Here is a 25,072-nt window from a genome sequence, read left to right on the forward strand (position 1 = left end):
CAAATAACTTTCAATAGCAAAAAAGGAACTACAGTGGATAACTCAATCTTGCTTGAACATATCGCTAAGCATTTACTAAATAAAAGAGAGCAAGGCATTGCGATACCAGACTTATCATCAGATATAACGCTTAATTCTATAGACGACGTTTTAGCAGTTCAGAAGTTGATGATTAAGCTAAATAACCAAAAAGTGTATGGTTGGAAATGTATGCTTCCATCAGGTGATGGCACGATTATCCTCGCGCCACTTTTGCATGCTCCGGTTAAATCTATGGGACGTTGTGCTCTTTTCACAAAAAATAATAAAGCGCTCATTGAGCCAGAAATTGCATTTGTGTTAAACAAAGACCTAGCAAGCTATGAAGAATATAAAAATGAGGATATAGATAATGCCATTGGTAGTGCCCATTTAGCGTTGGAGCTTATTCAAAACAGATTTCCAGAGGGTTATCAAGCAACACACTATGAAAAATTGGCCGATGGATTATCTAATCAAGGTGTATATTTAGGCTCTAAAGTAGACGTTAAAAAAGCATACGAGAGCAGTGATATAAATATTGATGTTAAACAGGGCGAAGATTTACAAAGCTATGCAGGGAAGCATCCGGCAGGTTTGCCGCAGCTTCCTTTATATTGGGCTATTAACTTTTTAACGGAAAATGGGTTTGAATTAAAAGCAGGACATATCTTTATTACCGGCTCTTATAACGGTCTAATGCAATTAGATATAAATAAAAAAACATCAATAAAGTACGAAGGTTTAGGAGAGATTACAGTCGAATTTTCATGTTGATACATTGAGGTTCTGTAGGTTAGCAAACGCTTTTAAATTACGTTGTACAGCTAACCTACACGTGTATTTTGATTTTACGGTAAAAGAAAAGTTAAATTATTTAAATATCCAGTACGCTGTCTAAACGCCCTTCAAAATAAATAGCTAGTTAGGATAAGCAGAGACTCTAATTATGAATTGGCATCGTCCTACATATTCTCTGACGCATTTAATATGCCTGCGTACAATAATTTCAGTAAGCTATTTTCATTAGGGAGTGCCCTTTGGTTTGGTTAATTTTCTGAACTGATGATGTACTGCTTCCACTGCATTGGTGGAATAGATAATCTTCCGGATGCGCTCTGGGTACTTAAAGTAATGGGGTAATTTATGCCATTTCCTATGCTAAGAATTAATGACTAATGGATAAGCATTTCCCCATTTAGCCTCTAACTCATCAAGTGCGAGTTGAGCTTATTCCTAACTGACTGCTTTATAGACAGGTTTCAAATCAGCCATAAATGCTTTTTGATTCTTAGACGCTACGTATTTCATTGAGTTACGGATTTGATGAATTACGCATAGCTGAGTTTCGGTTTCTGGGAAAATAGTCGCAATGGCCTCAGGAAAACCTGTTAACTCATCAACACAGGTAATAAAAATATCCTTAACACACGATTACTAAGATCAGTAAGCACTGAAAGCTAGTAATCAAGTGTTGACTTTGCCTCTGGCTGACAAAACATTATTGAGGTGATGTAATCTAGTGGATTAATTTGTTAGATTTCGTTTTTTGATGTTGTTGTCCAATTGATTTTTTCCAGCCATTAAGAATTCTTCTGTGCATAATATCCAGTAAGAAACTAAGGATATCTACAATTAATTAAATCAACTCTGTTAAGCGTGACTGCTTGGATTTTTACGTTTATAGAATAGGGGTCATAGGATATTTCATGAAATGACACGGAAAATATTAGGGTAGTGGTCACCTGATTTGAAATTTTTGGTTTGGAATTTGTGATTTGAGGTTTGTGAATTTGCAAGGGTAGGGGTCTAATTTTGAGGAAGATTAAAGAGCTAAAAAAGTGGTTTGGGCGCTTGGGCACAAGTTTGGGCACAAATCGATAAAAACTGGAATTTTTAGGATGATCTTTTGAGGCTTGGCTCTCGTTATTTTAAAATTTTGAATACAAAATAATAAAAAAACTAAGAATTTAATTTTCAACAAAAAATTAAACGAGTAGATTGAATAGGATTTTTAACTGTTTGAAATATAGAGTTTAATTGGTACGACCGAGTGGATTCGAACCACCGACCTCTACCATGTCAAGGTAGCGCTCTAACCAGCTGAGCTACGGTCGTACAATTTTTTTAGGATTTTTAAATGTTGGTACGACTGAGTGGATTCGAACCACCGACCCCTACCATGTCAAGGTAGTGCTCTAACCAACTGAGCTACAGTCGTATTTCTATATTTAAGTAGGTTGCTAATTACTTAACAACGGTCGCTAATATATAGTGTGGCGAGAGGTGAATCAAGTAAGTTTATTGCTTTTGAGTTTATTTGCCGTTTTTTTATTCATATAGGGCTGATTTCACACGTTTTATAAAACGTTTGCCACCAAACAACATGGTTTTTGGCTGAATTTTTTAACTGATTTAATAAGTTATTAGGTGAATTAGTTTTAGTTAAGTCATTAATAGGCTCACTCGTTATTTCTTCTTTAAACCACAATTGATTATACAAAGGTTGAAGTACCTCTAAGTAACCCGTTAACTGTGCTTGGTAAGGTTGAATTTCACCTAAGAAAAACTTTTGAAATACATTACTGACTATTTTTGCCGTTTTTTTATTTTTACCTGTAGGGCAAATGTCGCGTAGATTCAATGTTTTTACAAATGACGTTGCACTGTTATTAAATGCGATTTGTTGCCTTGCTGATTGGATAAGCAATTGGTTAAATTGATACTTATTAAGCTGCTCTAGTGCAATAAAAATAGAGTCTGTGTTTATTTTACTAAACTCCCGAGAGGTAATGTGCTGTTTTATGGTGACTAGCTGTGAAAGGGCTTGTTGCGTATCGCTAAACCCTGCAGCTTGGGTTGAAAGCTCGTTATTTGTACCTGCCCATGTACGGTTTAGCTCAGGTTCGTTAAACAACATGCTATTAAAGTATTGTATTAAATGGTTTTCTTTTTGGGTTTTAGCGGCAAGTATTTTTGAGTAAATATCACTGTTTTTATCAAGGGTATTTAAACAGGCTTGTGCGCTTTGAATAAAACTAATTTGATATTTTAAACGCCCAGCTGCTGTGGCAGTTTTACCAAGCTGATTATTATGCTCACTTATGAGTATATTTAATTTACAGTGACCCAGCCCTGCTAATTGGAGGATGCCTAACGTTACTGTATTTTTATTTAATTGCGAAGGAGGTAATAACTTTAGTTGCTCCACACGTTTAGGTTTTACGTTTTTTGCATTAACGGTATTGCCTAAGCGTTCTGTATAGGTAATGTTGCTATTACTTGGTGCTTTAGAGCAGCTAGCGAGCAGTGCTATGCACATTACCAATAACAATATTACGGGTAATGTGCATAGTGATTGTGTGTTATGTTTCAATAAATGATTCATGTTTAAAGCGTTTATGCACCGTTAGCATTAAGAGTATTGCCGCCACTGTGAGTCCAAAAATAATTCCAACCCAAAAACCATGAGGCCCCATTGCTGGCACTATTAAATCTGTTCTTGCCAATACGTAACCTAAAGCAAAGCCGATTAACCAGTACGATATAAATGTAATATACGAAATAGGGGCGGTGTATTTTAACCCACGTAATATACCGTTGGCAGCCACTTGCAGAGCATCCGGTAATTGATATACGCACGCTAAAATCATGATTGATGACGCTAGTGCAATAACCTCAGGGCTGTCGGTGTAAAGCTGGCTAATCAAATTACGCCCAGTAAAAGTAATCAAGGCTAAAAATAATGCGATGGCGATTGCTAAAATATAGCTGGTAGACACAGCCACTTTTAACTGTTTTAAATGGTTTTGCCCATATAAGTTACCTATCCGAATACTAATAGCGATAGAAAGGCTTAGTGGCATCATAAACAATAAAGTAGTTACACTTGCCGCTATTTGATGACCAGAAACAGCTACTGCACCTAGGTGAGCTATAAATAAGGGGATGCAGGCAAATAGCGTTACTTCAAAAAAGGTTGCTAACGATATTGGAATACCAAGCTTGGTAATGGTTGCTATAGTGGTTAAATTTGGTTTTTCGAATGAAGTTAATAGCTCTTTAGCGCCCACTTTTTTGCTAATTTGGCAGTAAGTGACCTGCGCAATAGCCATTACGGTTAGTACTAAAGCGGTTGCAATACCACAGCCAGCACCGCCGTAAGCAGGAAAACCAAACAAGCCATGAATAAAAATGTAATTTGCAGGTATATTAACAGCTAACCCTAAAAGGCTTATATAAAACGCGGGTTTGGTCATCCCCATACCTTCGGTCATGTTTCTGTAAACAGTAAAGATTAAAAAGCCAAATACCCCCCATTTAACAAAACGAATATAGTCAAAAGCAAGGCTTGCTATAGCAGGGCTGGTATCGAGTCGTGAAATTATAACATCAGCTAAATTAGCTATACCAAATCCGACTGCACTCAACAAAGCTGTTAAATAAAGTGCTTGTTGAAAATAATGGCTGATCCCTTTTTTATCATTAGCTCCAGAAAATTGTGCAATTATGCCTGTTAATGCTAATAAAATACCCTGTAATGCAAGTAGTAATGGGTTCCAAATACCGGTTGCGATTGACAGTGCAGCTAAATCGGTTGGGCTAACTTGACCTGCCATTATGGTGTCGACCACCGACATTAGAATGAGTGTTACTTGTGCTAAAAAAACAGGAAATGCGAGGGAGAGTAAACGTTTAGCTTCCCAATTACAAAAGGTCATAAAAACAGCTATTAAATAAAACAGAGCGCAATTGTAATCTATTGTGTTTCAAATAAAAATCTCAGTAGTGAATGATTTTATTAGTTGATACGTTAAACTAGCACTTTGTAATAAATTTAAGTGATTTTATGTTTACCGGAATAGTACAAACACAAGCAACTGTGGTATCTAAAACCCAAACAGATGGCGTTTTACGCTTAGTTATATCGGTAAGTGATGAATACGTTAAGCATCTAGATTTAGGCGCAAGTATTGCTATTAATGGGTGTTGTTTAACGGTTGTACAAGTTGAGTTAAGTAATCATGACGTGGTGGCACAAGTGCATTTTGATGTGATTGACGAAACCCTAAAATTAACTAATTTAGGGCTGCTTGAGCTAGGTAGTTTAGTTAATTACGAACGCTCTGTTACGTTTGGTACTGAGCTAGGTGGGCATATAGTGTCTGGGCATATTCATTGTACGTCACAAATATCTCAAATAGTGAAGCTTGAAAATAACTGTAAAATACAATTAAGCTTGCCAAAAGAGTGGCAAAAATATGTGTTGTATAAAGGTTTTGTTGCGATAAATGGCGCAAGCTTAACCGTGGGCGAAGTTGATGAACAAGGTTTTTGGTTACACCTAATTCCCGAAACGCTCGCCATTACAAACATTGGTGCAGCGCAAGTGGGTGACAAGTTAAATATTGAAGTTGATCAGCAAACTTACACTATTGTAAATACGGTAGAAAACTACTTACGCCATCAGGCTTAAAATATTTGTTCGTCGTCACTGTCTACGTGTAACTCTAACTTATTATTAGCATGGTCAATATGCATATTTAAATGAATAGGGTTACAGCAGGCAGTGCAATCTTCAACGTAGTCCTGATCGCCCATGCTTGCGTCTAGGTCTAAATGAATGTGGTGGCCACAGTGTGGGCATGCTATACGTTGTGATAAAAAATCTTTCATAATCACTCCAATTATAAATTATTAAGTGTGTTAGTAACCCTAGCAACAACTTAATGGCTCAACGCTGAACTTCATAATTATTATTTTATAACTATAATTTCATCGTTATTCAACATTTATAAATATAGTCTGATTGGGTAATTATGACACTTATTTTACTACTGTTGCTGTGAGCTTTTCTATGTGCTGCTTGGCTTGTGTAAGGTAATTTCCGGCAAAAATATTGGCATGATTTAAAATAGGGTATAACTGATATATCAGTTTACGTTTTTCGTAATTTGGCGATAAAGGATATTGACGATTATAAGCACTGTAAAAATTGTCTGGCAGTGGAGCAAATAATTCACTCATTGCAATATCAACTTCCCGGTCACCATAATAACTTGCAGGATTAAATACTGTGGGCTTTGCGTTTACAAATCCCATATTCCCTCGCCAAAAGTCGCCATGCAGTAATGACGGCTCAACATGGTGGCTATGTAGTTGTTCTTTTACTGTATTTATTAAACGCTCGGGTTCAATAAGTTGTATGTCTTTTTCAGCTAATAGTTGTAATTGCCAACCTATACGTTCTTCGGCGTAAAATACATCCCACTTTTTATGCCATCTATTTGGCTGTACTGTGGTTGCTAAGTAATTATCAATATCAAAACCAAACATGGCTTGGTCATGTTTTTGATGCATATTTGCAAGGCTTTTACCCATAGCATCCCATGTAGTATGAGGTTGTTTATCAAGAACAAGCCACTCTAAAACAATAAACGAAAACTCAATATTAGCGCCTGTTACAATACAATTAGGTACTTTTAAGTCACTGTTTTGTGCCAACAGTTTTAAACCGGTTGATTCGCTCTCTAATCTGTCGAGTTCACTTTTTAACGCTACTTTTATTAGGTAGTTGTGCGTACCATTGGTTAAATGAAAAAGTTTGTCGGTATTTGTACTTTGTAGTTGGCGTTTGTAGGTGTGTTTAAAATCATAATTAATAGCTTGGCTGATGTGCTCGTTTACTGTTTTCCACATAACAATTGTTCACCTTTTAAACAGATACCTAAACTATGGCAAAAAGAGATTAATTTAACAATCTAATCGTTGTAAAATTAGCGGCTAGGTTTAAATAAATAATGACAACGACTGTAATGGAGTAAAAATGAACAAAAGTTTAATAACCAATTTGCTAGCTGGGCTATGTGTTGTTGTGGGTTTTATGTTTAACCAAGCAATTGTATTATCTGTTGGTTTATTTGCACTTTCTGGCGCGGTAACAAATTTATTAGCTATTCATATGTTGTTTGAAAAAGTGCCATTTTTATATGGCTCAGGCGTTATTGCGCTTAAGTTTGAAAGCTTTAAAATCGCCATTAGAAACCTAATATTAACGGAGTTTTTTTCAGAGCAAAAAATTAATAACCTACTTAATAAAGCACAGCCCAATATCGATTTTGAACCTATTATCAGCAATGTAGATTTAAACCCTGCGTTCGACAATTTACTTGTCGTTATAGAAGAGTCACAGTTTGGTAGCATGCTTGGTATGTTTGGTGGCACAGCGGCAATAGAGCCAATGCGTGAAAAGCTTATTGAAAAAATGCAATTGTCGCTTGGTGAGATTTCTCAAACTGACGATTTTAAAGCATTAGTAACCCAAACGCTTTCACAAGGTAATAGCGCAGAGAGCCTACATAAAACAGTCCTTAAATTAGTTGATGAGCGCCTAGATGAGCTTACCCCTAAAATGGTTAAAGAGATTATTCAAACTATGATCCGCGAGCACTTAGGCTGGCTTGTAGTGTGGGGCGGTGTGTTTGGTGGTTTATTTGGGTTAATAGCCGCAGTTATATAATTTAAATTACTTTAGAGCTGCTCTAAAGTAATTACACTTAATGCATGAATTTTAGATACTTTTAATTAATCTTTATGAAGTAACTGTTCAAAAACGCTATCTTCATGTTCATATTTATCGGCATCAGGAAATATTTGATCAAATTTTTCAGGTATTGTATGTTTTGCTAATGCGTAAAATTCATATTCAGAAAACTCATGTGAAGCAACAATGGCGCAAAACATATCTGTTTTATTGAGCGTATCAAAATCAGTCGTTTTTAATGCGTAAAGACTGCTTTCAATAAAAAGTACATAAGCAAGGTCATACAGTGCATCTATTTCCTCAAATTCTTTTGTTCCAACTTCATAGCGGGTTTCGTTTAGCTCATAAAGTTGATCAAAAAGCGCTTTAATTTGTGATTCAGCATATTTATATTCTTCAGAACACGCACATTCAATATCAAAGCACGCAGGGTTATATAATTCACTATTTAAATCGTCGCCTAGCTCACTCTGATTTAACATTAGCTGCTGTGAGGCTACCGTATTCATTGTTGCTAATTGATAAGCATTACCAGGAAAAGCTTGGAGTGCAAAAACATAAACCGGCTCATTACCTTGTTCAATATGTTTTAAAACAGCATCTTCACAGTGATTTTTTAACGCTATTTTATATTTATCAAACAAACCTCTTACTAACGATTCGTCATACACAACGTTACAATAATCACGCATAAATATATTTGCTTCGTCGGTATAGTGTTTTAAAAATAAATTTTGTTGCTCTGTGAGTTTGCCATTATTCACTTTGTGAAAAACGTGAAGTGCTTTTAGTAGTTGTTCGACCTCGTTATTATTTAAATCGGTATAGAAAAATTTATTTTTAGTTTCGGGGTAGGCTTCGTGATAACGCTTTATTTGTTGCAGTAATTCTGCAATTATTTGAAGATCTTTGTTTACTATTACTAAATCATTAGGGGGCAGATCAGGTGAGTTGCTAAGCTCTAGTGAAACAGCAAAATGTGTATTTAAAGTATTAATTAAAAACTCATACTCATCTATCGTTTTAGTTTCTAAATGCATATATCTCCTCATTTTTTCTTGTATGCGCTTTAATCGCGTGAGTGAAATACCCTCTATTATGGATATAACACCAGCATCTGCAGTTTTATAGCAAGGTTTACCACTATGTGACATGTTAATTGTAAACGTAAAATCAGGGGAGAGGATATAACTTTCATTAAGCTATGGATAAACAGTTTCAGATAAATTAATTTTTTATAGCTACTGACTTATTTTTTCAGGCTGCTATTATCGCCCCCATAATTTAGTCGTGTTTTTTAGGAGTAACGGTGAGTAAAACGTTAGCCAGTTATTATCAGCAAGCATACGCTTGCGATCAGCAGCATTTTAACCAGTGCTTTTATTGTGGTTGTGAAGCAACAGAGCGCGATCATTGTCCGCCCCTGCATATGCTACAAAGCATTGTTGATTTAGGCGAAGAGGCTGATTTTATATCTATTCCTGCGTGTTATGAGTGTCATGCACTTTTACATAACGAAAGGCTGATGACGATTGATGAGCGCTTCACTAAAATGAAAAAAAAGCTTGCCACTAAATACGCAAAACCTCTGCGTGTTTATAACATGTGGGAAGAAAACGAACTTGGCGATATGAGCGATGAGTTTGCGCATAGTATTCAAGCGGGTATGAAATTAGGAAAAGAAGCCGCTGAGCGTTTAGCGTTTACTGGTTTTAGTTATGCCACAGAAGATGCCAAAGTAGCAGTACGTGAAAAAACAAAAGAGTTTGATGTAGAGGGCATGATATTTACCGACTTTAAAGAGGCGCTAAATTACTGCATTAATGATTTAAACGTACAAAAAAGTGACTTTTATAAAATTTTGGTTGAAGACTACCAAGGGGATTTTAATAAAGCGCTAAGCCAGTATCGTCATCGTCATGACAAAGTGACAGCGGCTAAAGACGGTAATACAATTATTAAAGATTTTTCTAAGTTATATAAGCAAAACTCTGATTTTGTAACGCGTACGGTTAAGCACTTTATTAGTAAAGATCCATCGCTTACAACCGAAGGTGCGCTTGAAAAGTTGTATAACAATTATATAAAGAAATAATTACAGAAATTCATCTTAATTAACTGCGTTTTCACCTGTTTTTTTAGCTTTATCACTTAGCTTTCGCTAAAGTAGCAAAAAAACAGGAGATCCAAACAACATGCAAAAATTTGCACCTTCTTTATTAGCGGTTGGCTTAGCTGCTGCACTTGTAGGTTGCCAAGAAAACGGCCCGCAAGACGATAAAATAACAATTAACAAAAATCCTTACCCAAGCACTTATCAGCCAGTTGCTACATCAAGCACATTAATTACCAACGCCACTGTATTAACAGGCACTGGTGAGCGTTTAGATGATGCTGATGTATTACTTGTTGACGGTAAAGTACAACAAGTAGGTAAAGACTTAACTGCTACTGCTGATGTTACAATTGATGCACAGGGCAAATGGGTTACACCAGGTATTATTGACGTACATTCACATTTAGGTGCTTACCCAAGCCCATCGGTTGAGTCGCATCAAGATGGTAACGAAATGACCAGCCCTAATACTGCAGAAGTGTGGGTTGAGCATTCTGTTTGGCCACAAGATCCTGGCTTTAATCGCGCACGCGAAGGTGGCATTACTTCTCTACAAATTTTACCAGGCTCAGCTAACTTATTTGGTGGTCGCGGCGTTACGCTTAAAAACGTACCTGCACACACTATGCAAGGCATGAAATTTCCAGAGGCGCCGTATGGTTTAAAAATGGCGTGTGGTGAAAACCCTAAACGTGTTTATGGTCGTCAAGGTGTATTACCTTCAACTCGTATGGGTAATATGGCAGGTTACCGTATGGCATGGGCTGAAGCCGCTGAATACAAACGTGCATGGGATAAGTACGATGCCGATTATGAAGCAGGTTTAAACCCAGAAGCACCAGTGCGTGATATTAAACACGATACGCTTCGTGGTGTGCTTGAAGGCGAAGTACGTATTCATAATCATTGTTATAAAGCTGAAGAAATGGCAATGATGATTGACCTGTCAAAAGAATTTAATTACGACGCCGGTACTTTTCATCATGGTGTAGAAGCTTATAAAATTGCTGACTTACTTGCCCAAAATGGTTCGTGTGCTGCACTTTGGCCAGACTGGTGGGGCTTTAAAATGGAAGCCTACGACATGGTTCAAGAAAACGTAGCCATTGTTGATGCAGTTAAAAATTCATGTGCGGTTGTTCACTCAGATTCAGATACCACTATTCAGCGCTTAAACCAAGAAGCTGGCAAGGTTATGTACCGTGCTAACGAAAACGGTTTTGATATTTCTGAGCAACACGCTATTAAATGGATCACGGCTAACGCTGCTAAGTCGTTAGGTATTGATGACAAAACAGGTTCACTAGAAGCGGGTAAACAGGGCGATGTGGTTATTTGGAATCAAAGCCCATTTAGTGTTTATGCTAAAGCTGAACAAGTGTTTGTTGATGGTGCAAAAGTTTACGATAGAAACGACAGCGCGTATCAAGCAACAAGTGATTTTATGTTAGGTCAACAATAAGGAGCATCCAGAATGAAAAATTTATCACGTTCGTTTTCGCTTTCTCTGGTTGCTGCAGGATTATTAGCATCTGGTGCTGTAAGCGCACAATCGCTAGCAATTATTAATGCAACATTACACACGTCTTCTGATCAAGGTGTTTTAGAAGCGGCAAGCATTGTAATGACAGATGGAAAAATTACAGCAATTAACCCAGCTGAAGTTATAGCCGATAAAGTTATTGATGCAAAAGGTCAAATTGTAACACCCGGTTTTATTGCCAGTGTAAATCAACTTGGTTTAGTTGAAGTTAGTGCAGTTGCGGGCTCTCGTGATGCAGGCGAGGAAAAAGCCGGTATTGATTTTGACGTAAGTCTTGCTTACAACGCGCATTCGAGCTTAATTCCTTACGCTCGTAAAGGCGGCGTAACACGCGATGTAATTACCCCTCATGGTGGCGATAGCATTTTTTCAGGCCTTGCTAGTGTTGTTGATTTAAGTGGTAGTTTTGATAGCGAAATGCAAAAACAAGCGGCTCTAGTTGTTTATTTAGGTGAGCGTAGTAAAGGCTCTCGTGCTTTTACTTTACAAACACTTATTAATAAACTTGATGAGCACAAAACGAAAGCCGGTAAAAAAGCTAAAAAAGATGACGACAAACCAAGTGCTGAAGACAAAGTAATGGTGAAAGTCCTTAGTGGCGAAATGCCATTAGTTGTTGGCGTTTCGCGTGCTGCAGATATTATTGAGCTCATTAAAGTAAAAGAGCAATTTGGCATTAATTTAGTACTTAATGGTGCACAAGACGCTGTTGTAGTTAAAGAGCGCGTTGCTAAAGCAAATATCCCTGTGATCATTAGTGCAATGGACAGCTTACCAGCAAGTTTTGATTCGCTTCATGCGAGTTTAGATAATGCAGGTGTGCTTGAAAAAGCAGGCGTTAAAGTATTATTAACGGTAGGTGGCGATGCAAGCCATAATATTTATCAGCTACGTTTTGATGCTGGTAATGCAGTATCGTATGGTATGAGCCAAGAGGGTGCGTTAAAAGCGGTTACATCAAACGTTGCTGATGTATTTGGCATTAATGCAGGTAGCCTTGAAGTAGGTAAAGCCGCTGATGTAGTAATGTGGAGTAATGACCCGTTTGAACTGAGTAGCCACGTGAGCAAAATGTTTATTAATGGGACTGAGGTATCTACACAATCTCGTCAGGATAAACTGCGTGACCGTTATACGACTGATTCAAAAATGCCACGCGCATATACCAACCCGCAATAATACTTAATCAATTTGAGGGATTAAATCTGACGCTAACTGCGTTAAAAATTTCTGATATAGAGCAACTAAATCACGAAATTTTTGCCTTGTTATCGACAAGATTTTCTTGCCTCAAAATTGATCACTTAATTAAGCGAATTGGTATGATACAAAGTAATCAGAGTTTAAATAACTTAAATAGTTTTGGTTAATCAAAAAGGTCGCTATCTAATGATAACGACCTTTTTTATTGGCGTAAAAAAGCCGCTTACTTTTTCAAGTAAGCGGCCTTTTAATTTAAACCAATATTTATACTAATTTAGCAAGAATACCGTTAAACGTAGTGCTTGGACGCATTGCTTTAAACGCTGCATCGTCATTAGGTAGGAAGTAACCGCCTAAATCTACTGCAGGGCCTTGAGCATCGTTTAGCTCACTTACGATTTGGTCTTTATTAGACTCAAGATCGCTAGCAATTTGCGTAAACTGTGCTTTAAGTTCGCTGTCGTCGTTTTGTTTAGCAAGTTCTTGTGCCCAGAATAAAGATAGGAAGAAATGAGAACCACGGTTATCAATTTCTTTCACTTTACGTGAAGGCGATTTGTTTTCTGCTAAGAAAGTACCAGTCGCTTTATCTAGCGTATCAGCAAGAACTTGTGCCTTGTTGTTACCCGTAGTTACGCTTAGGTGCTCAAGCGATGCAGCAAGTGCTAAAAATTCACCTAAAGAATCCCAACGTAAGTGGTTTTCTTTTTCGAATTGTTGAACATGCTTAGGTGCAGAACCACCCGCGCCAGTTTCAAATAAGCCGCCACCGTTCATAAGTGGAACAATTGAAAGCATTTTAGCACTAGTACCTAGCTCTAAGATTGGGAATAAATCTGTAAGGTAATCACGTAAAACGTTACCTGTTACAGAAATAGTGTCTTTACCTTCTTTAATACGCGCTAGTGAGAACAATGTTGCTTCAAGCGGTGCTAAAATTTGAATATCTAAACCAGCTGTATCGTGATCTGGTAGGTATTTATTTACTTTTTTAATTAGCTCTGCATCGTGTGCACGATTTTCGTCTAACCAAAAAATAGCAGGAACGCCAGTTGCACGTGCACGGCTTACTGCAAGTTTAACCCAATCTTGGATTGGTGCGTCTTTAGCCTGACACATGCGCCAAATATCGCCTTGCTCAACACTGTGCTCAAGTAATGTAGTGCCATTTGCATCAACAACACGGATAGAGCCGTCAGCTTTAGCTTCAAACGTTTTATCGTGTGAACCGTATTCTTCAGCTTTTTGAGCCATAAGGCCAACGTTTGGAACGCTACCCATAGTTGTTGGATCAAATGCACCGTTTACTTTACAAAAATCAATAGTTGCTTGGTAAATACCTGAGTAACAACGATCTGGAATTACAAAGCTAGTGTCTTGTAATTTACCATCGTTATTCCACATTTGACCGCTTGAACGAATTGCAGCAGGCATAGATGCATCAATAATCACATCACTTGGTACATGCAGGTTTGTAATACCACGGTCAGAATCAACCATAGCAATAGCAGGGCGGCTAGCGTAAACAGCTTGAATGTCTGCTTCAATTTCTTCGCGCTTTGCATCGTCTAATGTTTGAATTTTAGAATATACGTCGCCCAAACCATTATTTACATCAACACCTAGCTCTTCAAAAAGCTTACCGTGTTTAGCAAATACATCTTTGTAGAATACTTTTACAGCGTGACCAAAGATGATTGGATCAGATACTTTCATCATTGTCGCTTTCATGTGAAGCGAGAATAAAACGCCTTTTTCTTTTGCAGCATCAATTTCAGCAGCTAAAAAAGCTTGAAGCTTAGAAGCGCTAATGCTTGATGCATCAATAACTTCGCCAGCTAAAAGAGGAGTGCTTTGTTTAAGTACTGTAACATCGCCGTTAGTTGCAACGTGTTCAATACGAACATCAGTTGCTGTATCAACAGTGATTGATTGCTCAGAGCCAAAGAAATCGCCTTCGCTCATGCTAGCAACGTAAGACTCTGAATCTTTGCTCCACGCACCCATTGAATGTGGGTTGTTACGTGCATATTCTTTTACAGAACCAGGTGCACGACGGTCTGAGTTACCTTCACGAAGTACTGGGTTTACTGCACTGCCTTTAATTTTGTCGTAAGCAGCTTGAATTGCTTTTTCTTCATCATTTTTAGGTTCTACAGGGTAATCTGGAAGTGCATAACCTTGTGCTTGAAGCTCTTTAATTACCGCGCGAAGCTGTGGAACAGATGCACTGATATTTGGTAATTTAATAATGTTAGCTTCTGGTGTTTTAGCAAGCTCGCCAAGTTCAGCAAGTGCATCACCAATGCGTTGTTCTGGTGTTAAATAATCAGGGAAGCTTGCAATTACACGACCTGCTAAAGAGATATCGCGAGTTTCAACTTCAACACCTGCCGCATTTGTATATGCTTGGATGATAGGTAGCAACGAGTAAGTTGCTAGTGCCGGAGCTTCGTCCGTTTTTGTATAGATAATTTTTGATGTCATCATCATTCCTAGATAGTAGACCGTAAAGGCCTTATTCAACAATGCAAAGAAACTCATTACTTTTGAGCTATTACATTTACTAAACACGTTAATAAATGAACCCAAGTAATGAATAGTTTGTTAGGTGTTGGTACTCATTATTGCTTTTATATAAAGCAGAATAATCACACCTGACGAACTGGTACCGTATTTATAGCTAAAAAAATAACAAAAACAAATTAGCCTTTAGCATAGGCAGTTCCTAATACTAAAACACGTGAGTAATTATTAGATTAATACACTTTTATAAGCTTCAAGAGTGTAACAAGCTTGAATAAAAAGGGCTAGGTCTTGAAACAGCGCACAAGTATATAAATAAGTATCAGTTAGAACATTGGGGTATATAAAATAAATTCAAGGAAAAGGGTTGAATTTGCACAAAATGAGGCAATAAATAGAGGTGAAGTGATGAAAAAAGTATGGATAAAGAATTAAGCGAGGATCTAAATAGGTCACTCGCTTTAGTCGAACAGAATTACAGTTACTCGATAATGTCGCCATCTGGGGCAATATTAGTAGCGTGTAAGCCTTTTGGGCCTTGTTCTAATTCGAATGTTACATCTTGACCAGCTTTAAGCGTTTTATAACCGTCCATTACAATTGTTGAGTAATGAGCGAAAATATCATTCTCGCAGCCGTCTTCTACGATGAAACCAAAACCTTTAGCGTTGTTGAACCATTTAACTTTACCACAAGCCATACTTCTACATCCTTCAATAAGTTGACTAATTTAGTTATTCTAAACCGTATAATTTGCTAGACTGATTAAGGTTTAATCAATCTATGTCTGACTGTAGTTTATTTGCCCAGTCAGTCAAGTGTTTTGAGTTATTTATTTAACATTTTATTTATTTTTTATTCAAGTTTGCTTGAGTTACAAAGACAAGACTATATTTAATTATGAGTGGTATGAAAGATTCAGGTGTTATAGACACAGTTCGCGATAGTGAAAAGCAAAAGCTACAACCACCGCGAAAATATAAAGTTGTTTTAAATAACGACGACTACACGCCGATGGACTTTGTAATAGAAGTTTTAACGACGTTTTTTAATATGGATAGCGATAGAGCAACCGACGTGATGCTTCAGGTTCATGAAAAAGGTAAGGGTATTTGCGGCGTTTATAGCGCTGATGTAGCTCATACCAAAGCTGAACAAGTTAACCGTTACTCACGGGATAACGAGCATCCACTGCTTTGTAGTTGTGAGCAGGAATAAATACCAGTTAGGGTGATCAAACATCCGATTTATGTGGTATAAAATTATTATCTCAGTAAGGGGTTGCCAATGCTAAACAAAGACTTAGAACTCACATTAAATGCCGCGTTTCGTGAAGCGCGCACTCGCCGTCATGAGTTTATGACCGTAGAGCACCTTTTACTTGCGCTTTTAGACAATCCTTCAGCGGGAGAAGCTCTAAACGCGTGTGGTGTTAATATTTCAGGTTTAAAAACCGAATTGCTAGAATTTATCGATGAAACAACACCGGTAATTCCAGATTTAGAAGAAGAGCGTGAAACTCAACCAACTCTTGGCTTTCAACGTGTTTTACAGCGTGCTGTATTTCATGTGCAATCGTCAGGCAAAAACGAAGTAACTGGTGTAAACGTACTGGTAGCTATTTTTTCTGAACAAGAAAGCCAAGCCGTTTATTTACTTAAAAAGAACGATGTATCTCGATTAGATATCGTTAACTTTATTTCGCACGGTATTTCTAAAGCAGACGATGAATTAGGTGACGACACCGACGATATTCATGAAGAAGTACAAGAAGTTCAAAACGAAGAAGCAAGTAAGCTAGACAGCTTTACAACCAATCTAAACGCGCAAGCGCGTGAAGGTAATATAGACCCTCTAATTGGTCGCGATAGCGAAGTAGAGCGCACTGTACAAGTGCTGTGTCGCCGTAAAAAGAACAATCCGCTATTAGTAGGTGAAGCCGGTGTTGGTAAAACAGCAATTGCAGAAGGCCTAGCGTACCGTATTGTGAACGATCAAGTTCCAGAAGTAATAGCCGATGCTGTTGTATATTCACTAGATATGGGAGCATTACTTGCGGGTACTAAATACCGTGGCGATTTTGAAAAACGTTTTAAAAGTTTATTAAAAGAGCTACAAGCGCAGCCTGGTTCTATTTTATTTATTGATGAAATACATACCATAATCGGTGCTGGCGCGGCGTCTGGTGGTGTTATGGACGCATCAAACTTGCTTAAACCGTTACTTTCAAGTGGCAAATTACGTTGTATGGGCTCAACTACTTACAACGAGTATAAAAATATTTTTGAGAAAGACCGTGCGCTAGTACGCCGTTTTCAAAAAATTGATGTACTTGAACCAAGCGTTGCAGACACCACTAAAATATTAAACGGTTTAAAAGAGCGTTACGAAGAGCACCACGGTATTCGTTACACGCAAAAAGCGTTAAAAGCGGCAGCAGAACTAAGTGCTAAATACATTAATGAGCGTCACTTGCCTGACAAAGCAATTGATGTAATTGACGAAGCTGGTGCAAGTCAGCGTCTACAACCTAGCTCTAAGCGTAAAAAAACGATTGGTGTGGCAGATATCGAGCTGATTATATCTAAAATGGCACGTATTCCTGCACAAAGCGTGTCGTCAACAGATAAAGAAACACTTAAGAATCTTGACCGTAACCTTAAAATGTTAGTGTTTGGGCAAGATCAATCTATTGATGCGCTTACATCTGCTATTCGTTTATCTCGCTCTGGTTTATCAAGCGAAGAAAAACCAGTTGGCTCGTTCTTGTTTGCAGGACCTACCGGTGTTGGTAAAACAGAGGTAACTAAGCAACTAGCTAAATGCATGGGTGTTGAGTTTATCCGGTTTGATATGTCGGAATATGTTGAACGCCACGCAATAAGCCGATTAATTGGTGCGCCTCCAGGTTATGTTGGTTTTGAGCAAGGTGGTTTATTAACAGAAGCTGTTATTAAAAATCCACATGCAGTTGTACTTTTAGATGAGATTGAAAAAGCGCATCCAGATATTTACAACGTTTTGCTACAAGTTATGGACCACGGTACCTTAACTGATAATAACGGTCGTAAAGCCGATTTTAGAAACGTGGTTGTGGTAATGACTACTAACGCTGGCGTGCAAGAAACTACACGTAAGTCGATTGGCTTTAGTGAGCAAGATCATACGCATGATGCAATGGGCGAAATTAATAAAATATTTTCACCTGAATTTAGAAACCGCTTAGATAACATCATTTGGTTTAATCACCTTGAACGTGACGTTATTTTACTTGTTGTTGATAAGTTTATTGTAGAGCTTCAAGCACAGCTTGATAAAAAATCGGTTAACCTTGAACTGACGTCTAAAGCGCGTGAATGGCTTGCTGACAAAGGTTACGACAAAGCGATGGGCGCACGTCCAATGGCACGTGTTATTCAAGAAGAGCTTAAAAAGCAGCTTGCTAACGAAATATTATTTGGTGAACTTGTTGAGGGCGGTACAGTTAAAGTCTCGGTCAAAGATAAGAAAATTCACTTTGAATATGAAAGTAGTTTAACGCCTGCGTAACGCATTTAATTAAAATACTTAGTTAAATAAAAATGGTCCGCTTAATTAAAAGCGGACCATTTTTTTGTCACATTTTTACGAGCAACAAAAAACCCAGCACAAAGCTGGGTTTTTTGTTTATTAAATGTAATTGCTATATTAATTCCATCAATTACATTTAATAAACGCTTAAAGCTAGTTAAATACTAGCCAAAAACTAAATCTCGTTTACGCACTTACTTAGCGAGCACGGAATACGATACGACCCTTCGATAAATCGTAAGGAGTCATTTCTACCGTTACTTTATCGCCGGTTAAAATACGGATATAGTTTTTGCGCATTTTGCCTGAAATGTGAGCCACAACTACGTGACCATTTTCTAGCTCAACTCGGAACATTGTATTTGGTAAAGTATCAAGGACAGTCCCTTGCATTTCGATTACGTCTTCTTTCGCCATGTTTAGCGTAACACCTCTTTAATAGTTAAACGCTGCAGATTTTGCCCAAAATACGCCAATAAGTAAAGGCGCAGTGGCTATATTTGCAAATTAAATAGCCAGCCACTCATCATTGAGCTGTTTTTGCGCTGGTAAAAATTGAGTTTTGTATTTCATTTTATCGCATTCGTCTATTTGATAGCCTAAATATACATATTGTTTATTTTGCTCTTTCGCAAACTTGAGCTGCTGTAAAATCATGACTGTGCCTAAACTATATTGCTCAAAATCAGGGTCAAAAAATGTGTAAATTGCAGAAATAGCGTTTTGCATACAGTCAGTTACAGCAACAGCGACTAGTTTGTCTTGATGCCATAGTTCTATAAATGTAATGTCTAACCAACTACAAAACAAAAAACTTTGAAACTGTGTTTTTTCAGGAGGATACATACTTCCATCCTGATGACGAAGACTTATGTACTTACTGTAAAGTGGATAATACTCTTTTTGTTCAGTCTTAGAATATTTTACCTCAAACTGTGTTTTTGCTTTGTTTAGTTTACGTTTTTGCGATTTTGAGGGTGTAAACTCTTGCGCTAATACACGTACTGATTTGCATTCAGTGCATATGGGGCAGTGTGGGCGATAAATTTGGTTGCCACTACGGCGAAAACCTAAGCCTAATAATGACTCAAATTTATCGGTGCTGTAGCAACTTGGATCAAGAATAACCAAAAGTTGTTCTTGTCGATTGGGTAAATAGCTGCAGTCAAACTCTTGGCTTAAGCCTACACGAGCTGGAAGCTGTTCATTCATAGATTGCGTCAAGTGTTTGTGGCTCCCACATAGTTGGGCTAACAGTATAGTTATTTGCAACTTTAAGTTTAGCTAAAAATTCTGAGCGGGGTATTACTTTTGCGCCAAGGGTCATTAAATAAGGATTCTCTAACTGGGAATCAATAAAATGCGCATTATGGCGTTTAAGCCAATTTACAAGCGCCCACATAGCCAGTTTGGAGCAATTTGTTTGATGATGAAACATCGACTCGCCACAAAATACGCCATTTTGCATAATGCCATATAAGCCACCTGCAAGCTCTCCGTTACTCCACACCTCTAAACTATGCGCTATGCCCGCATTGTGTGCCTTAATGTACGCATTGAGCATGTCAGAGGTGATCCAGGTGCCATCGGTATCAAGGCGTTGATCGCGACAGGCTTCTATTACTTCTTCAAAGGCATTATTAATTGTTACTTCTACAGGATTCTTTTTTAAATGCTTACGAAGGCTTTTACTTACATGAAAATCATCCAGCTCAAAAATACCGCGCTCGCTTGGCGACCACCACATAATAGGCTCATCTTCACTAAACCAAGGAAATATACCGCTTTTGTAGGCATTGCTTAGGCGAGGCAGATTTAAATCGCCACCAATTGCCAGTAAGCCATCGGGAGACTCTAATGCGTATTCCGGATTGGGGAATGCTATATCGGTTTCGCTTAATTGGTATAGCTGATTTTTCATATAGTACTTATTTTATGATTGATCGTAAAAGTGTAACTATATTTGGGGCATAAAAAAAGGGCTGAATGACAGCCCTCAATTATTTATTTAATTGCTTATAAATTATCTAAGAAACGCTCTGCATCAAGTGCCGCCATACAGCCTGTACCCGCTGATGTGATTGCTTGACGGTAAATATGGTCAGACACATCACCTGCAGCAAAAACGCCTTCTACGCTTGTTTGAGTGGCGTTGCCGTTAAGACCAGACTCTACAACTAAGTAGCCATCTTTCATTTCTAATTGACCAACAAACATATCAGTATTTGGTTTATGACCAATAGCAATAAATACGCCTGCTAAATCGAGTTCTTCAGTTGCATCAGAGTTTGCATCTTTAATACGAACGCCTGTTACACCCATTTGATCGCCTAATACTTCGTCAAGCGTGCGGTTGTAATGCATTACTACATTACCATTAGCTGCTTTTTCAGCAAGACGATCTGCTAGTATTTTTTCACTGCGGAAACTATCACGACGATGAATAACATGTACTTCGTCAGCAATATTAGATAGGTAAAGCGCTTCTTCAACCGCTGTATTACCACCACCAACAACCGCTACTTTTTGACCTTTATAGAAAAAACCGTCACAAGTAGCACAAGCCGAAACACCACGACCCTGAAATTTAGTTTCAGACTCAAGACCTAAATACTTAGCAGAGGCACCTGTTGCAATGATTAGCGCATCACATGTGTAAGTACCTTGGTCGCCAGTTAGTGTGAAAGGGCGTTTAGATACATCTACTTTATTGATGTGATCAAACACAATTTCAGTTTCAAAGCGCTCAGCGTGCTCTTTCATACGATCCATTAACGCAGGACCCGTTAAGCCGTGTGCATCACCAGGCCAGTTTTCAACTTCAGTAGTGGTTGTTAACTGACCACCTTGTTGAATGCCTGTAATTAAAACAGGGTTTAAATTTGCACGTGCTGCATATACAGCGGCAGTATAACCAGCTGGGCCAGAGCCTAAAATTAGTAGCTTACAATGTTTTGCTTCAGTCATTATTTTATCCTAAACGTTTAATACGGTCTTTAATGCGCTCGATTCTAAGAAAAACAAGGCAGAAGTAAACAAAATCTGTGATTTTATTTTTTTGTAAATCGAAAAGCTGTGCATTTTTATGTACTAGAGAGTGTGATTTTTGTAGTTAATAAACTAAAGTAGCTCAATTAATAGACTAACAGGCAACAAAACTGCGTTAATTCATGACCACTTAAGTTTTTTTTGTTATGTTTTAAATAATTTTATTTGTCACTTACAGATTATGTGACCTTAGTTAATAGGCATCTATGTTATTTTGGCAGGAAAAACCCGCATTCGGGTTGACTTCAAAAGACGTTAACGTCTTAACCAATGCGCAAGATTATCGTACGCAACTGCTACGTTTAATTAGCAATGCAAAAAAACGAATTTATATAACTGCGTTGTATTTACAAGATGACGAAGCAGGACGCGAAATTTTAGACGCGCTGCATCGTGTGTCATTGGACAACCCGGCACTTGAGATAAAAGTGCTGGTGGATTTTCATCGCGCGCAACGCGGTTTAATTGGCGCAGATAAGTCAGACGGCAACGCAAGTTTATATTGTGACGATTTAGAAAAGTTTAAATCGAACGTACAAGTTTATGGCGTCCCCGTTAAAGCCAAAGAGCTTTTTGGCGTATTGCATTTAAAAGGTTTTGTAATTGACGATACCTTACTTTATAGCGGTGCGAGCTTAAATAATGTGTATTTGCAATATAACGAACGCTATAGACTCGACCGATACTTTTTAATAACGCAAAGAGAGCTGTGTAACTCAGTAGTCGATTTTATTGAGTCGAAGCTACTTAGTTCAGTGGCTGTGCCGCGCATTGACACGCGACCGCTTAAACGTTTACACGACTTTAAACTTGATCAAAAACAATTAATGCGTGATTTAAAAGCCGCAAGTTACGAAAGCGCTAAATTACAAAATACACAACCATTAGGTATTCGTTTATTTTTAGGGTTAGGGCGTCGTAATAACGAGCTTAACCGATTAATAAAAGCGCTATTTGATACTACAGAGCAAGAGCTGATTCTTTATACTCCTTACTTTAATTTTCCGGCGCCGCTTATGCGATCACTGCGTCGATTATTAAAACAAGGTAAGCAAGTCACTATTGTTGTAGGCGATAAAACAGCAAACGACTTTTATGTACCGCCAAGTGAGCCATTCAGTAAAATTGGCGCGTTACCTTACTTGTACGAGACTATTTTGCATAAGTTTGTAAAATCGCAAAAGCGTCATATAGATAACGGTAATTTAAATGTGTACTTGTGGAAGCACGAAAGTAATTCGTTTCATTTAAAAGGTATTTGTTCTGATCGTAAAAACCATTTGTTAAGTGGGCATAACCTTAACCCGCGTGCTTGGGGATTAGATATCGAAAACGGTATTTTAATAGAAGACCCAGAGCAAACAATTATGGAAGCGATTGATAACGAAAAGCAGGAAATTTTACAGCACTGCCGTCGTTTAACAGGCCCTGATGATTTAGAAACAATGGATGATTATCCGCAGCCAGTTAAAAAGCTACTTGGTCAAGCTAAGCGCGTAAAGGTAGATTTTATAATTAAGCGTTTTATCTAAACCAGTTTATCTAAACCAGTTTATCTAAATAAGTTTATATAAATCTAAAATTTAAACACAAAAAAAGCAGCTAATTAGCTGCTTTTTTATGGGTTGTAGTTAGATAGCTATATTACTTAATACCAACCTAACTACATAAACGCTAAATTATGCGTTTTCTACCGCTGTGCGTGGGTCAACATATTCCATGTTGAACGCTTCAGCTACTTCTTTGTAAGTTACTTGGCCTTTAATTACGTTTAAGCCTTTTAAGAAGTGAGCGTCATCTAGTAGCGCCTTTTTATAACCTTTGTTAGCAAGGTTAATGATGAAAGGCAATGTTGCATTGTTAAGTGCAAACGTAGATGTGCGTGGAACAGCGCCAGGCATGTTAGCAACACAGTAGTGAACAACTTCATCAACAATGAAAGTAGGATCAGCATGCGTAGTTGCTTTAGAAGTAGCAATACAGCCACCTTGGTCTATTGCAACGTCAACAATTGCAGAACCAGGTTTCATTGCTTTAATGTGTGCAGCAGTTACTAGTTTAGGTGCAGCTGCACCTGGAATTAGTACGCCACCAATTACTAAATCAGCTTCTAGTACGTGTTTTTCTAGTGCATCAGCAGTTGAGTAAATAGCTTTCACTTTATTACCAAATTGCGCGTCTAGTGCACGTAATACATCGATGTTACGATCAAGAACTACAACTTCAGCTCCAAGACCAACAGCCATTTGAGCTGCGCTACGACCAACCATGCCGCCGCCAATTACAACAACTTTAGCAGCTTCAACGCCTGGTACGCCACCTAGTAGCATGCCACGACCGTGGTTAGATTTTTCTAGCGCTTGTGCACCAGCTTGAATAGACATACGGCCAGCAACTTCGCTCATAGGAGCAAGAAGCGGTAAACCACCGCGAGAGTCAGTTACAGTTTCGTATGCAATACAAATAGCTTTGCTTTTTACAAGGTCTTCAGTTTGTGGAAGATCAGGTGCAAGGTGTAAGTAAGTGAAAAGAATTTGGTCTTCACGTAACATTGCACGTTCAACTGCTTGTGGCTCTTTTACTTTAACAATCATGTCTGCTTTAGCGAAAACGTCAGCAGCAGTTGTTAAAATTTCAGCACCTGCAAGAGTGTAATCTTCGTTAGTAAAACCAATCCCCATGCCCGCGTCTGTTTCTACAATCACTTGGTGACCGTGGTTTACTAATTCACGAACACTCGCAGGAACCATACCTACACGGTATTCATGGTTTTTAATTTCTTTAGGTACACCAATAATCATAACTTTTGCCTTATTAAGAACGGATTAACATTTTCCACTATTATATTCATCATAAGCCCGTGTGTCTCACCTTTTTTAAAGTCAAATCTAGTGTTATCATCTAAATAATCAAAATAAACAGAATAAAAAACTAGCTGGATATATGCATCAATTATTAGACCGAATTGACCGTAAAATTTTAATGGAGTTGCAGCACGATGGGCGGCTTTCAAATGTAGAATTGGCCCGACGAGTTGGGCTAAGCGCCACGCCCTGTCTGGAGCGCGTAAAAAAGCTAGAACGAGAAGGTTATATACTGGGTTACAAAGCAGTGGTCGATCCAGCTAAGTTAGGACAAGGTTTATCGGTGTATGTAGAAGTAACAATTACAAAAACATCTCCCGACGTATTTGACGAATTTAGTGCAGCGGTAAAAAAGCACGAAGAGATTATAGAATGCCACTTAGTATCGGGTAATTTTGATTTTTTATTAAAAACCCGCGTAAACGATATGTCAGAGTATCGAGGCGTTTTAGGTGACATATTATTAAAACTACCAAATGTGAGTGAAAGCCGCACTTATGTAGTAATGGAAGAAGTTAAAGGTGAGGTGGGCGTTATAATTCGCCCTTACATTGCTTAATATTATTTATATTGCAGCTATATTATAAGCAGCTGATTTTTGAGTTAAGTTAAAATCAGCCTTAAAGTTCAACAGCCTTTAA

General features: G+C 38.0%; 22 protein-coding genes, 2 tRNA genes and 1 pseudogene. 10 read left to right on the plus strand and 15 right to left on the minus strand.

The genetic code is table 11. The features are described from left to right. Window positions 1-33 precede the first annotated feature (33 nt). Window positions 34-795 (plus strand): 2-keto-4-pentenoate hydratase, encoded by a 762-nt coding sequence (locus tag GQR56_RS04495; RefSeq protein WP_024594156.1) that lies wholly within the window; start codon window positions 34-36, stop codon window positions 793-795. A gap of 148 nt (window positions 796-943) precedes the next feature. On the opposite strand, the pseudogene GQR56_RS04500 reads toward GQR56_RS04495, so the two are convergent. The 5 genes and pseudogenes from GQR56_RS04500 to GQR56_RS04520 all read right to left on the minus strand — a co-directional run. Then, window positions 944-1,487 (minus strand): annotated as a pseudogene (locus GQR56_RS04500) (transposase); the annotation flags it as partial. Between the two features lie 572 nt (window positions 1,488-2,059). Continuing rightward, window positions 2,060-2,136, minus strand: a tRNA-Val gene (locus GQR56_RS04505). Window positions 2,137-2,162: 26 nt separating this feature from the next. Further along, window positions 2,163-2,239, minus strand: a tRNA-Val gene (locus tag GQR56_RS04510). A gap of 114 nt (window positions 2,240-2,353) precedes the next feature. Beyond that, window positions 2,354-3,406: a DUF3080 family protein gene (locus tag GQR56_RS04515; protein WP_166109294.1), complete on the minus strand. Its 1,053-nt coding sequence runs from the start codon at window positions 3,404-3,406 to the stop codon at window positions 2,354-2,356. Beyond that, a complete protein-coding gene (locus tag GQR56_RS04520; RefSeq protein WP_024609744.1) occupies window positions 3,384-4,739 on the minus strand; it encodes an MATE family efflux transporter in 1,356 nt (451 codons plus the stop codon). Before GQR56_RS04520 ends, GQR56_RS04515 begins: the two co-directional genes overlap by 23 nt. Before the next feature lie 128 nt (window positions 4,740-4,867). On the opposite strand from GQR56_RS04520, the gene GQR56_RS04525 reads away from it, so the two are divergent. Beyond that, entirely contained in the window at window positions 4,868-5,494 is a 627-nt protein-coding gene (locus GQR56_RS04525) for a riboflavin synthase (protein WP_024609743.1), read from the plus strand. On the opposite strand, the gene GQR56_RS04530 is transcribed toward GQR56_RS04525, so the two are convergent. Further along, window positions 5,491-5,694: a CPXCG motif-containing cysteine-rich protein gene (locus tag GQR56_RS04530; protein WP_024609742.1), complete on the minus strand. Its 204-nt coding sequence runs from the start codon at window positions 5,692-5,694 to the stop codon at window positions 5,491-5,493. The two genes, GQR56_RS04525 and GQR56_RS04530, sit on opposite strands and share 4 nt — an antisense overlap. A gap of 150 nt (window positions 5,695-5,844) precedes the next feature. Then, window positions 5,845-6,717 (minus strand): fructosamine kinase family protein, encoded by an 873-nt coding sequence (locus tag GQR56_RS04535; RefSeq protein WP_166109295.1) that lies wholly within the window; start codon window positions 6,715-6,717, stop codon window positions 5,845-5,847. 127 nt (window positions 6,718-6,844) lie between these two features. On the opposite strand from GQR56_RS04535, the gene GQR56_RS04540 reads away from it, so the two are divergent. Continuing rightward, complete coding sequence (locus GQR56_RS04540) at window positions 6,845-7,537, plus strand: DUF445 domain-containing protein (protein ID WP_166109296.1); 693 nt, start codon at window positions 6,845-6,847, stop codon at window positions 7,535-7,537. 65 nt (window positions 7,538-7,602) lie between these two features. On the opposite strand, the gene GQR56_RS04545 is transcribed toward GQR56_RS04540, so the two are convergent. Beyond that, window positions 7,603-8,601: a hypothetical protein gene (locus GQR56_RS04545; protein WP_166109297.1), complete on the minus strand. Its 999-nt coding sequence runs from the start codon at window positions 8,599-8,601 to the stop codon at window positions 7,603-7,605. A gap of 269 nt (window positions 8,602-8,870) precedes the next feature. Between GQR56_RS04545 and GQR56_RS04550 the strand changes: the two genes are divergently transcribed. The 3 genes from GQR56_RS04550 (at window position 8,871) to GQR56_RS04560 (ending at window position 12,399) form a co-directional block, all read left to right on the plus strand. Then, the gene (locus tag GQR56_RS04550) at window positions 8,871-9,656 is read left to right on the plus strand and encodes a hypothetical protein (protein WP_166109298.1); all 786 of its coding nucleotides are present in this window, start codon (window positions 8,871-8,873) and stop codon (window positions 9,654-9,656) included. A gap of 100 nt (window positions 9,657-9,756) precedes the next feature. Then, window positions 9,757-11,139, plus strand: a complete 1,383-nt coding sequence (locus GQR56_RS04555) for an amidohydrolase (RefSeq protein ID WP_165727835.1) — start codon at window positions 9,757-9,759, stop codon at window positions 11,137-11,139. 12 nt (window positions 11,140-11,151) lie between these two features. Continuing rightward, on the plus strand, window positions 11,152-12,399 hold the full coding sequence (locus tag GQR56_RS04560; protein ID WP_165727836.1) for an amidohydrolase family protein: 1,248 nt from the start codon (window positions 11,152-11,154) through the stop codon (window positions 12,397-12,399). A 288-nt stretch (window positions 12,400-12,687) separates the two neighbouring features. Here the strand turns inward: GQR56_RS04560 and GQR56_RS04565 are convergent, their stop codons facing one another. Together GQR56_RS04565 and cspD are read right to left on the minus strand one after the other, a co-directional pair. Then, window positions 12,688-14,910 carry an NADP-dependent isocitrate dehydrogenase gene (locus GQR56_RS04565; protein WP_166109299.1) on the minus strand — a complete coding sequence of 741 codons (2,223 nt, stop codon included), beginning with the start codon at window positions 14,908-14,910 and terminating at the stop codon, window positions 12,688-12,690. 520 nt (window positions 14,911-15,430) lie between these two features. After that, window positions 15,431-15,649 carry a cold shock domain-containing protein CspD gene (gene cspD, locus GQR56_RS04570; RefSeq protein WP_024609738.1) on the minus strand — a complete coding sequence of 73 codons (219 nt, stop codon included), beginning with the start codon at window positions 15,647-15,649 and terminating at the stop codon, window positions 15,431-15,433. A 209-nt stretch (window positions 15,650-15,858) separates the two neighbouring features. Between cspD and clpS the strand changes: the two genes are divergently transcribed. Continuing rightward, window positions 15,859-16,167: an ATP-dependent Clp protease adapter ClpS gene (clpS, locus tag GQR56_RS04575; protein ID WP_101163090.1), complete on the plus strand. Its 309-nt coding sequence runs from the start codon at window positions 15,859-15,861 to the stop codon at window positions 16,165-16,167. Window positions 16,168-16,236: 69 nt separating this feature from the next. After that, on the plus strand, window positions 16,237-18,498 hold the full coding sequence (gene clpA / locus GQR56_RS04580) for an ATP-dependent Clp protease ATP-binding subunit ClpA (RefSeq protein WP_024609736.1): 2,262 nt from the start codon (window positions 16,237-16,239) through the stop codon (window positions 18,496-18,498). A 219-nt stretch (window positions 18,499-18,717) separates the two neighbouring features. On the opposite strand, the gene infA is transcribed toward clpA, so the two are convergent. The 4 genes from infA to trxB form a co-directional block, all read right to left on the minus strand. Next, window positions 18,718-18,936: a translation initiation factor IF-1 gene (infA, locus tag GQR56_RS04585; protein ID WP_002962494.1), complete on the minus strand. Its 219-nt coding sequence runs from the start codon at window positions 18,934-18,936 to the stop codon at window positions 18,718-18,720. A gap of 90 nt (window positions 18,937-19,026) precedes the next feature. After that, on the minus strand, window positions 19,027-19,731 hold the full coding sequence (locus GQR56_RS04590) for an arginyltransferase (RefSeq protein ID WP_024609735.1): 705 nt from the start codon (window positions 19,729-19,731) through the stop codon (window positions 19,027-19,029). Then, window positions 19,724-20,440, minus strand: coding sequence for a leucyl/phenylalanyl-tRNA--protein transferase (gene aat / locus GQR56_RS04595; RefSeq protein WP_024609734.1), 717 nt, complete (start codon window positions 20,438-20,440; stop codon window positions 19,724-19,726). Before aat ends, GQR56_RS04590 begins: the two co-directional genes overlap by 8 nt. Before the next feature lie 95 nt (window positions 20,441-20,535). Continuing rightward, entirely contained in the window at window positions 20,536-21,486 is a 951-nt protein-coding gene (gene trxB / locus GQR56_RS04600) for a thioredoxin-disulfide reductase (RefSeq protein WP_166109300.1), read from the minus strand. 287 nt (window positions 21,487-21,773) lie between these two features. On the opposite strand from trxB, the gene pssA reads away from it, so the two are divergent. Further along, window positions 21,774-23,099 carry a CDP-diacylglycerol--serine O-phosphatidyltransferase gene (gene pssA, locus GQR56_RS04605; RefSeq protein ID WP_166109301.1) on the plus strand — a complete coding sequence of 442 codons (1,326 nt, stop codon included), beginning with the start codon at window positions 21,774-21,776 and terminating at the stop codon, window positions 23,097-23,099. A gap of 147 nt (window positions 23,100-23,246) precedes the next feature. Here pssA and ald read toward each other — a convergent pair whose 3' ends face one another. Then, window positions 23,247-24,368 (minus strand): alanine dehydrogenase, encoded by a 1,122-nt coding sequence (gene ald / locus GQR56_RS04610; RefSeq protein ID WP_024612610.1) that lies wholly within the window; start codon window positions 24,366-24,368, stop codon window positions 23,247-23,249. Window positions 24,369-24,510: 142 nt separating this feature from the next. On the opposite strand from ald, the gene lrp reads away from it, so the two are divergent. Next, window positions 24,511-24,990 (plus strand): leucine-responsive transcriptional regulator Lrp, encoded by a 480-nt coding sequence (gene lrp, locus GQR56_RS04615; protein WP_166109302.1) that lies wholly within the window; start codon window positions 24,511-24,513, stop codon window positions 24,988-24,990. Window positions 24,991-25,072 lie beyond the last annotated feature (82 nt).

It is taken from the genome of Pseudoalteromonas sp. Z9A5 (assembly GCF_011378875.1).
Classification (GTDB): domain Bacteria; phylum Pseudomonadota; class Gammaproteobacteria; order Enterobacterales; family Alteromonadaceae; genus Pseudoalteromonas.

Excerpts from the sequence above, each read along its gene's own strand:
- aat (WP_024609734.1), bottom strand. The coding sequence starts at position 20,440 with ATGAAAAATCAGCTATACCAATTAAGCGAAACCGATATAGCATTCCCC.
- GQR56_RS04565 (WP_166109299.1), bottom strand. The coding sequence starts at position 14,910 with ATGACATCAAAAATTATCTATACAAAAACGGACGAAGCTCCGGCACTA.
- GQR56_RS04525 (WP_024609743.1), top strand. The coding sequence starts at position 4,868 with ATGTTTACCGGAATAGTACAAACACAAGCAACTGTGGTATCTAAAACC.
- GQR56_RS04535 (WP_166109295.1), bottom strand. The coding sequence starts at position 6,717 with ATGTGGAAAACAGTAAACGAGCACATCAGCCAAGCTATTAATTATGAT.
- GQR56_RS04530 (WP_024609742.1), bottom strand. The coding sequence starts at position 5,694 with ATGAAAGATTTTTTATCACAACGTATAGCATGCCCACACTGTGGCCAC.
- GQR56_RS04590 (WP_024609735.1), bottom strand. The coding sequence starts at position 19,731 with ATGAATGAACAGCTTCCAGCTCGTGTAGGCTTAAGCCAAGAGTTTGAC.
- GQR56_RS04555 (WP_165727835.1), top strand. The coding sequence starts at position 9,757 with ATGCAAAAATTTGCACCTTCTTTATTAGCGGTTGGCTTAGCTGCTGCA.
- GQR56_RS04545 (WP_166109297.1), bottom strand. The coding sequence starts at position 8,601 with ATGCATTTAGAAACTAAAACGATAGATGAGTATGAGTTTTTAATTAAT.
- GQR56_RS04515 (WP_166109294.1), bottom strand. The coding sequence starts at position 3,406 with ATGAATCATTTATTGAAACATAACACACAATCACTATGCACATTACCC.
- clpS (WP_101163090.1), top strand. The coding sequence starts at position 15,859 with ATGAAAGATTCAGGTGTTATAGACACAGTTCGCGATAGTGAAAAGCAA.
- GQR56_RS04520 (WP_024609744.1), bottom strand. The coding sequence starts at position 4,739 with ATGACCTTTTGTAATTGGGAAGCTAAACGTTTACTCTCCCTCGCATTT.
- pssA (WP_166109301.1), top strand. The coding sequence starts at position 21,774 with ATGTTATTTTGGCAGGAAAAACCCGCATTCGGGTTGACTTCAAAAGAC.
- GQR56_RS04560 (WP_165727836.1), top strand. The coding sequence starts at position 11,152 with ATGAAAAATTTATCACGTTCGTTTTCGCTTTCTCTGGTTGCTGCAGGA.
- infA (WP_002962494.1), bottom strand. The coding sequence starts at position 18,936 with ATGGCGAAAGAAGACGTAATCGAAATGCAAGGGACTGTCCTTGATACT.
- trxB (WP_166109300.1), bottom strand. The coding sequence starts at position 21,486 with ATGACTGAAGCAAAACATTGTAAGCTACTAATTTTAGGCTCTGGCCCA.
- lrp (WP_166109302.1), top strand. The coding sequence starts at position 24,511 with ATGCATCAATTATTAGACCGAATTGACCGTAAAATTTTAATGGAGTTG.
- ald (WP_024612610.1), bottom strand. The coding sequence starts at position 24,368 with ATGATTATTGGTGTACCTAAAGAAATTAAAAACCATGAATACCGTGTA.
- cspD (WP_024609738.1), bottom strand. The coding sequence starts at position 15,649 with ATGGCTTGTGGTAAAGTTAAATGGTTCAACAACGCTAAAGGTTTTGGT.
- GQR56_RS04540 (WP_166109296.1), top strand. The coding sequence starts at position 6,845 with ATGAACAAAAGTTTAATAACCAATTTGCTAGCTGGGCTATGTGTTGTT.
- clpA (WP_024609736.1), top strand. The coding sequence starts at position 16,237 with ATGCTAAACAAAGACTTAGAACTCACATTAAATGCCGCGTTTCGTGAA.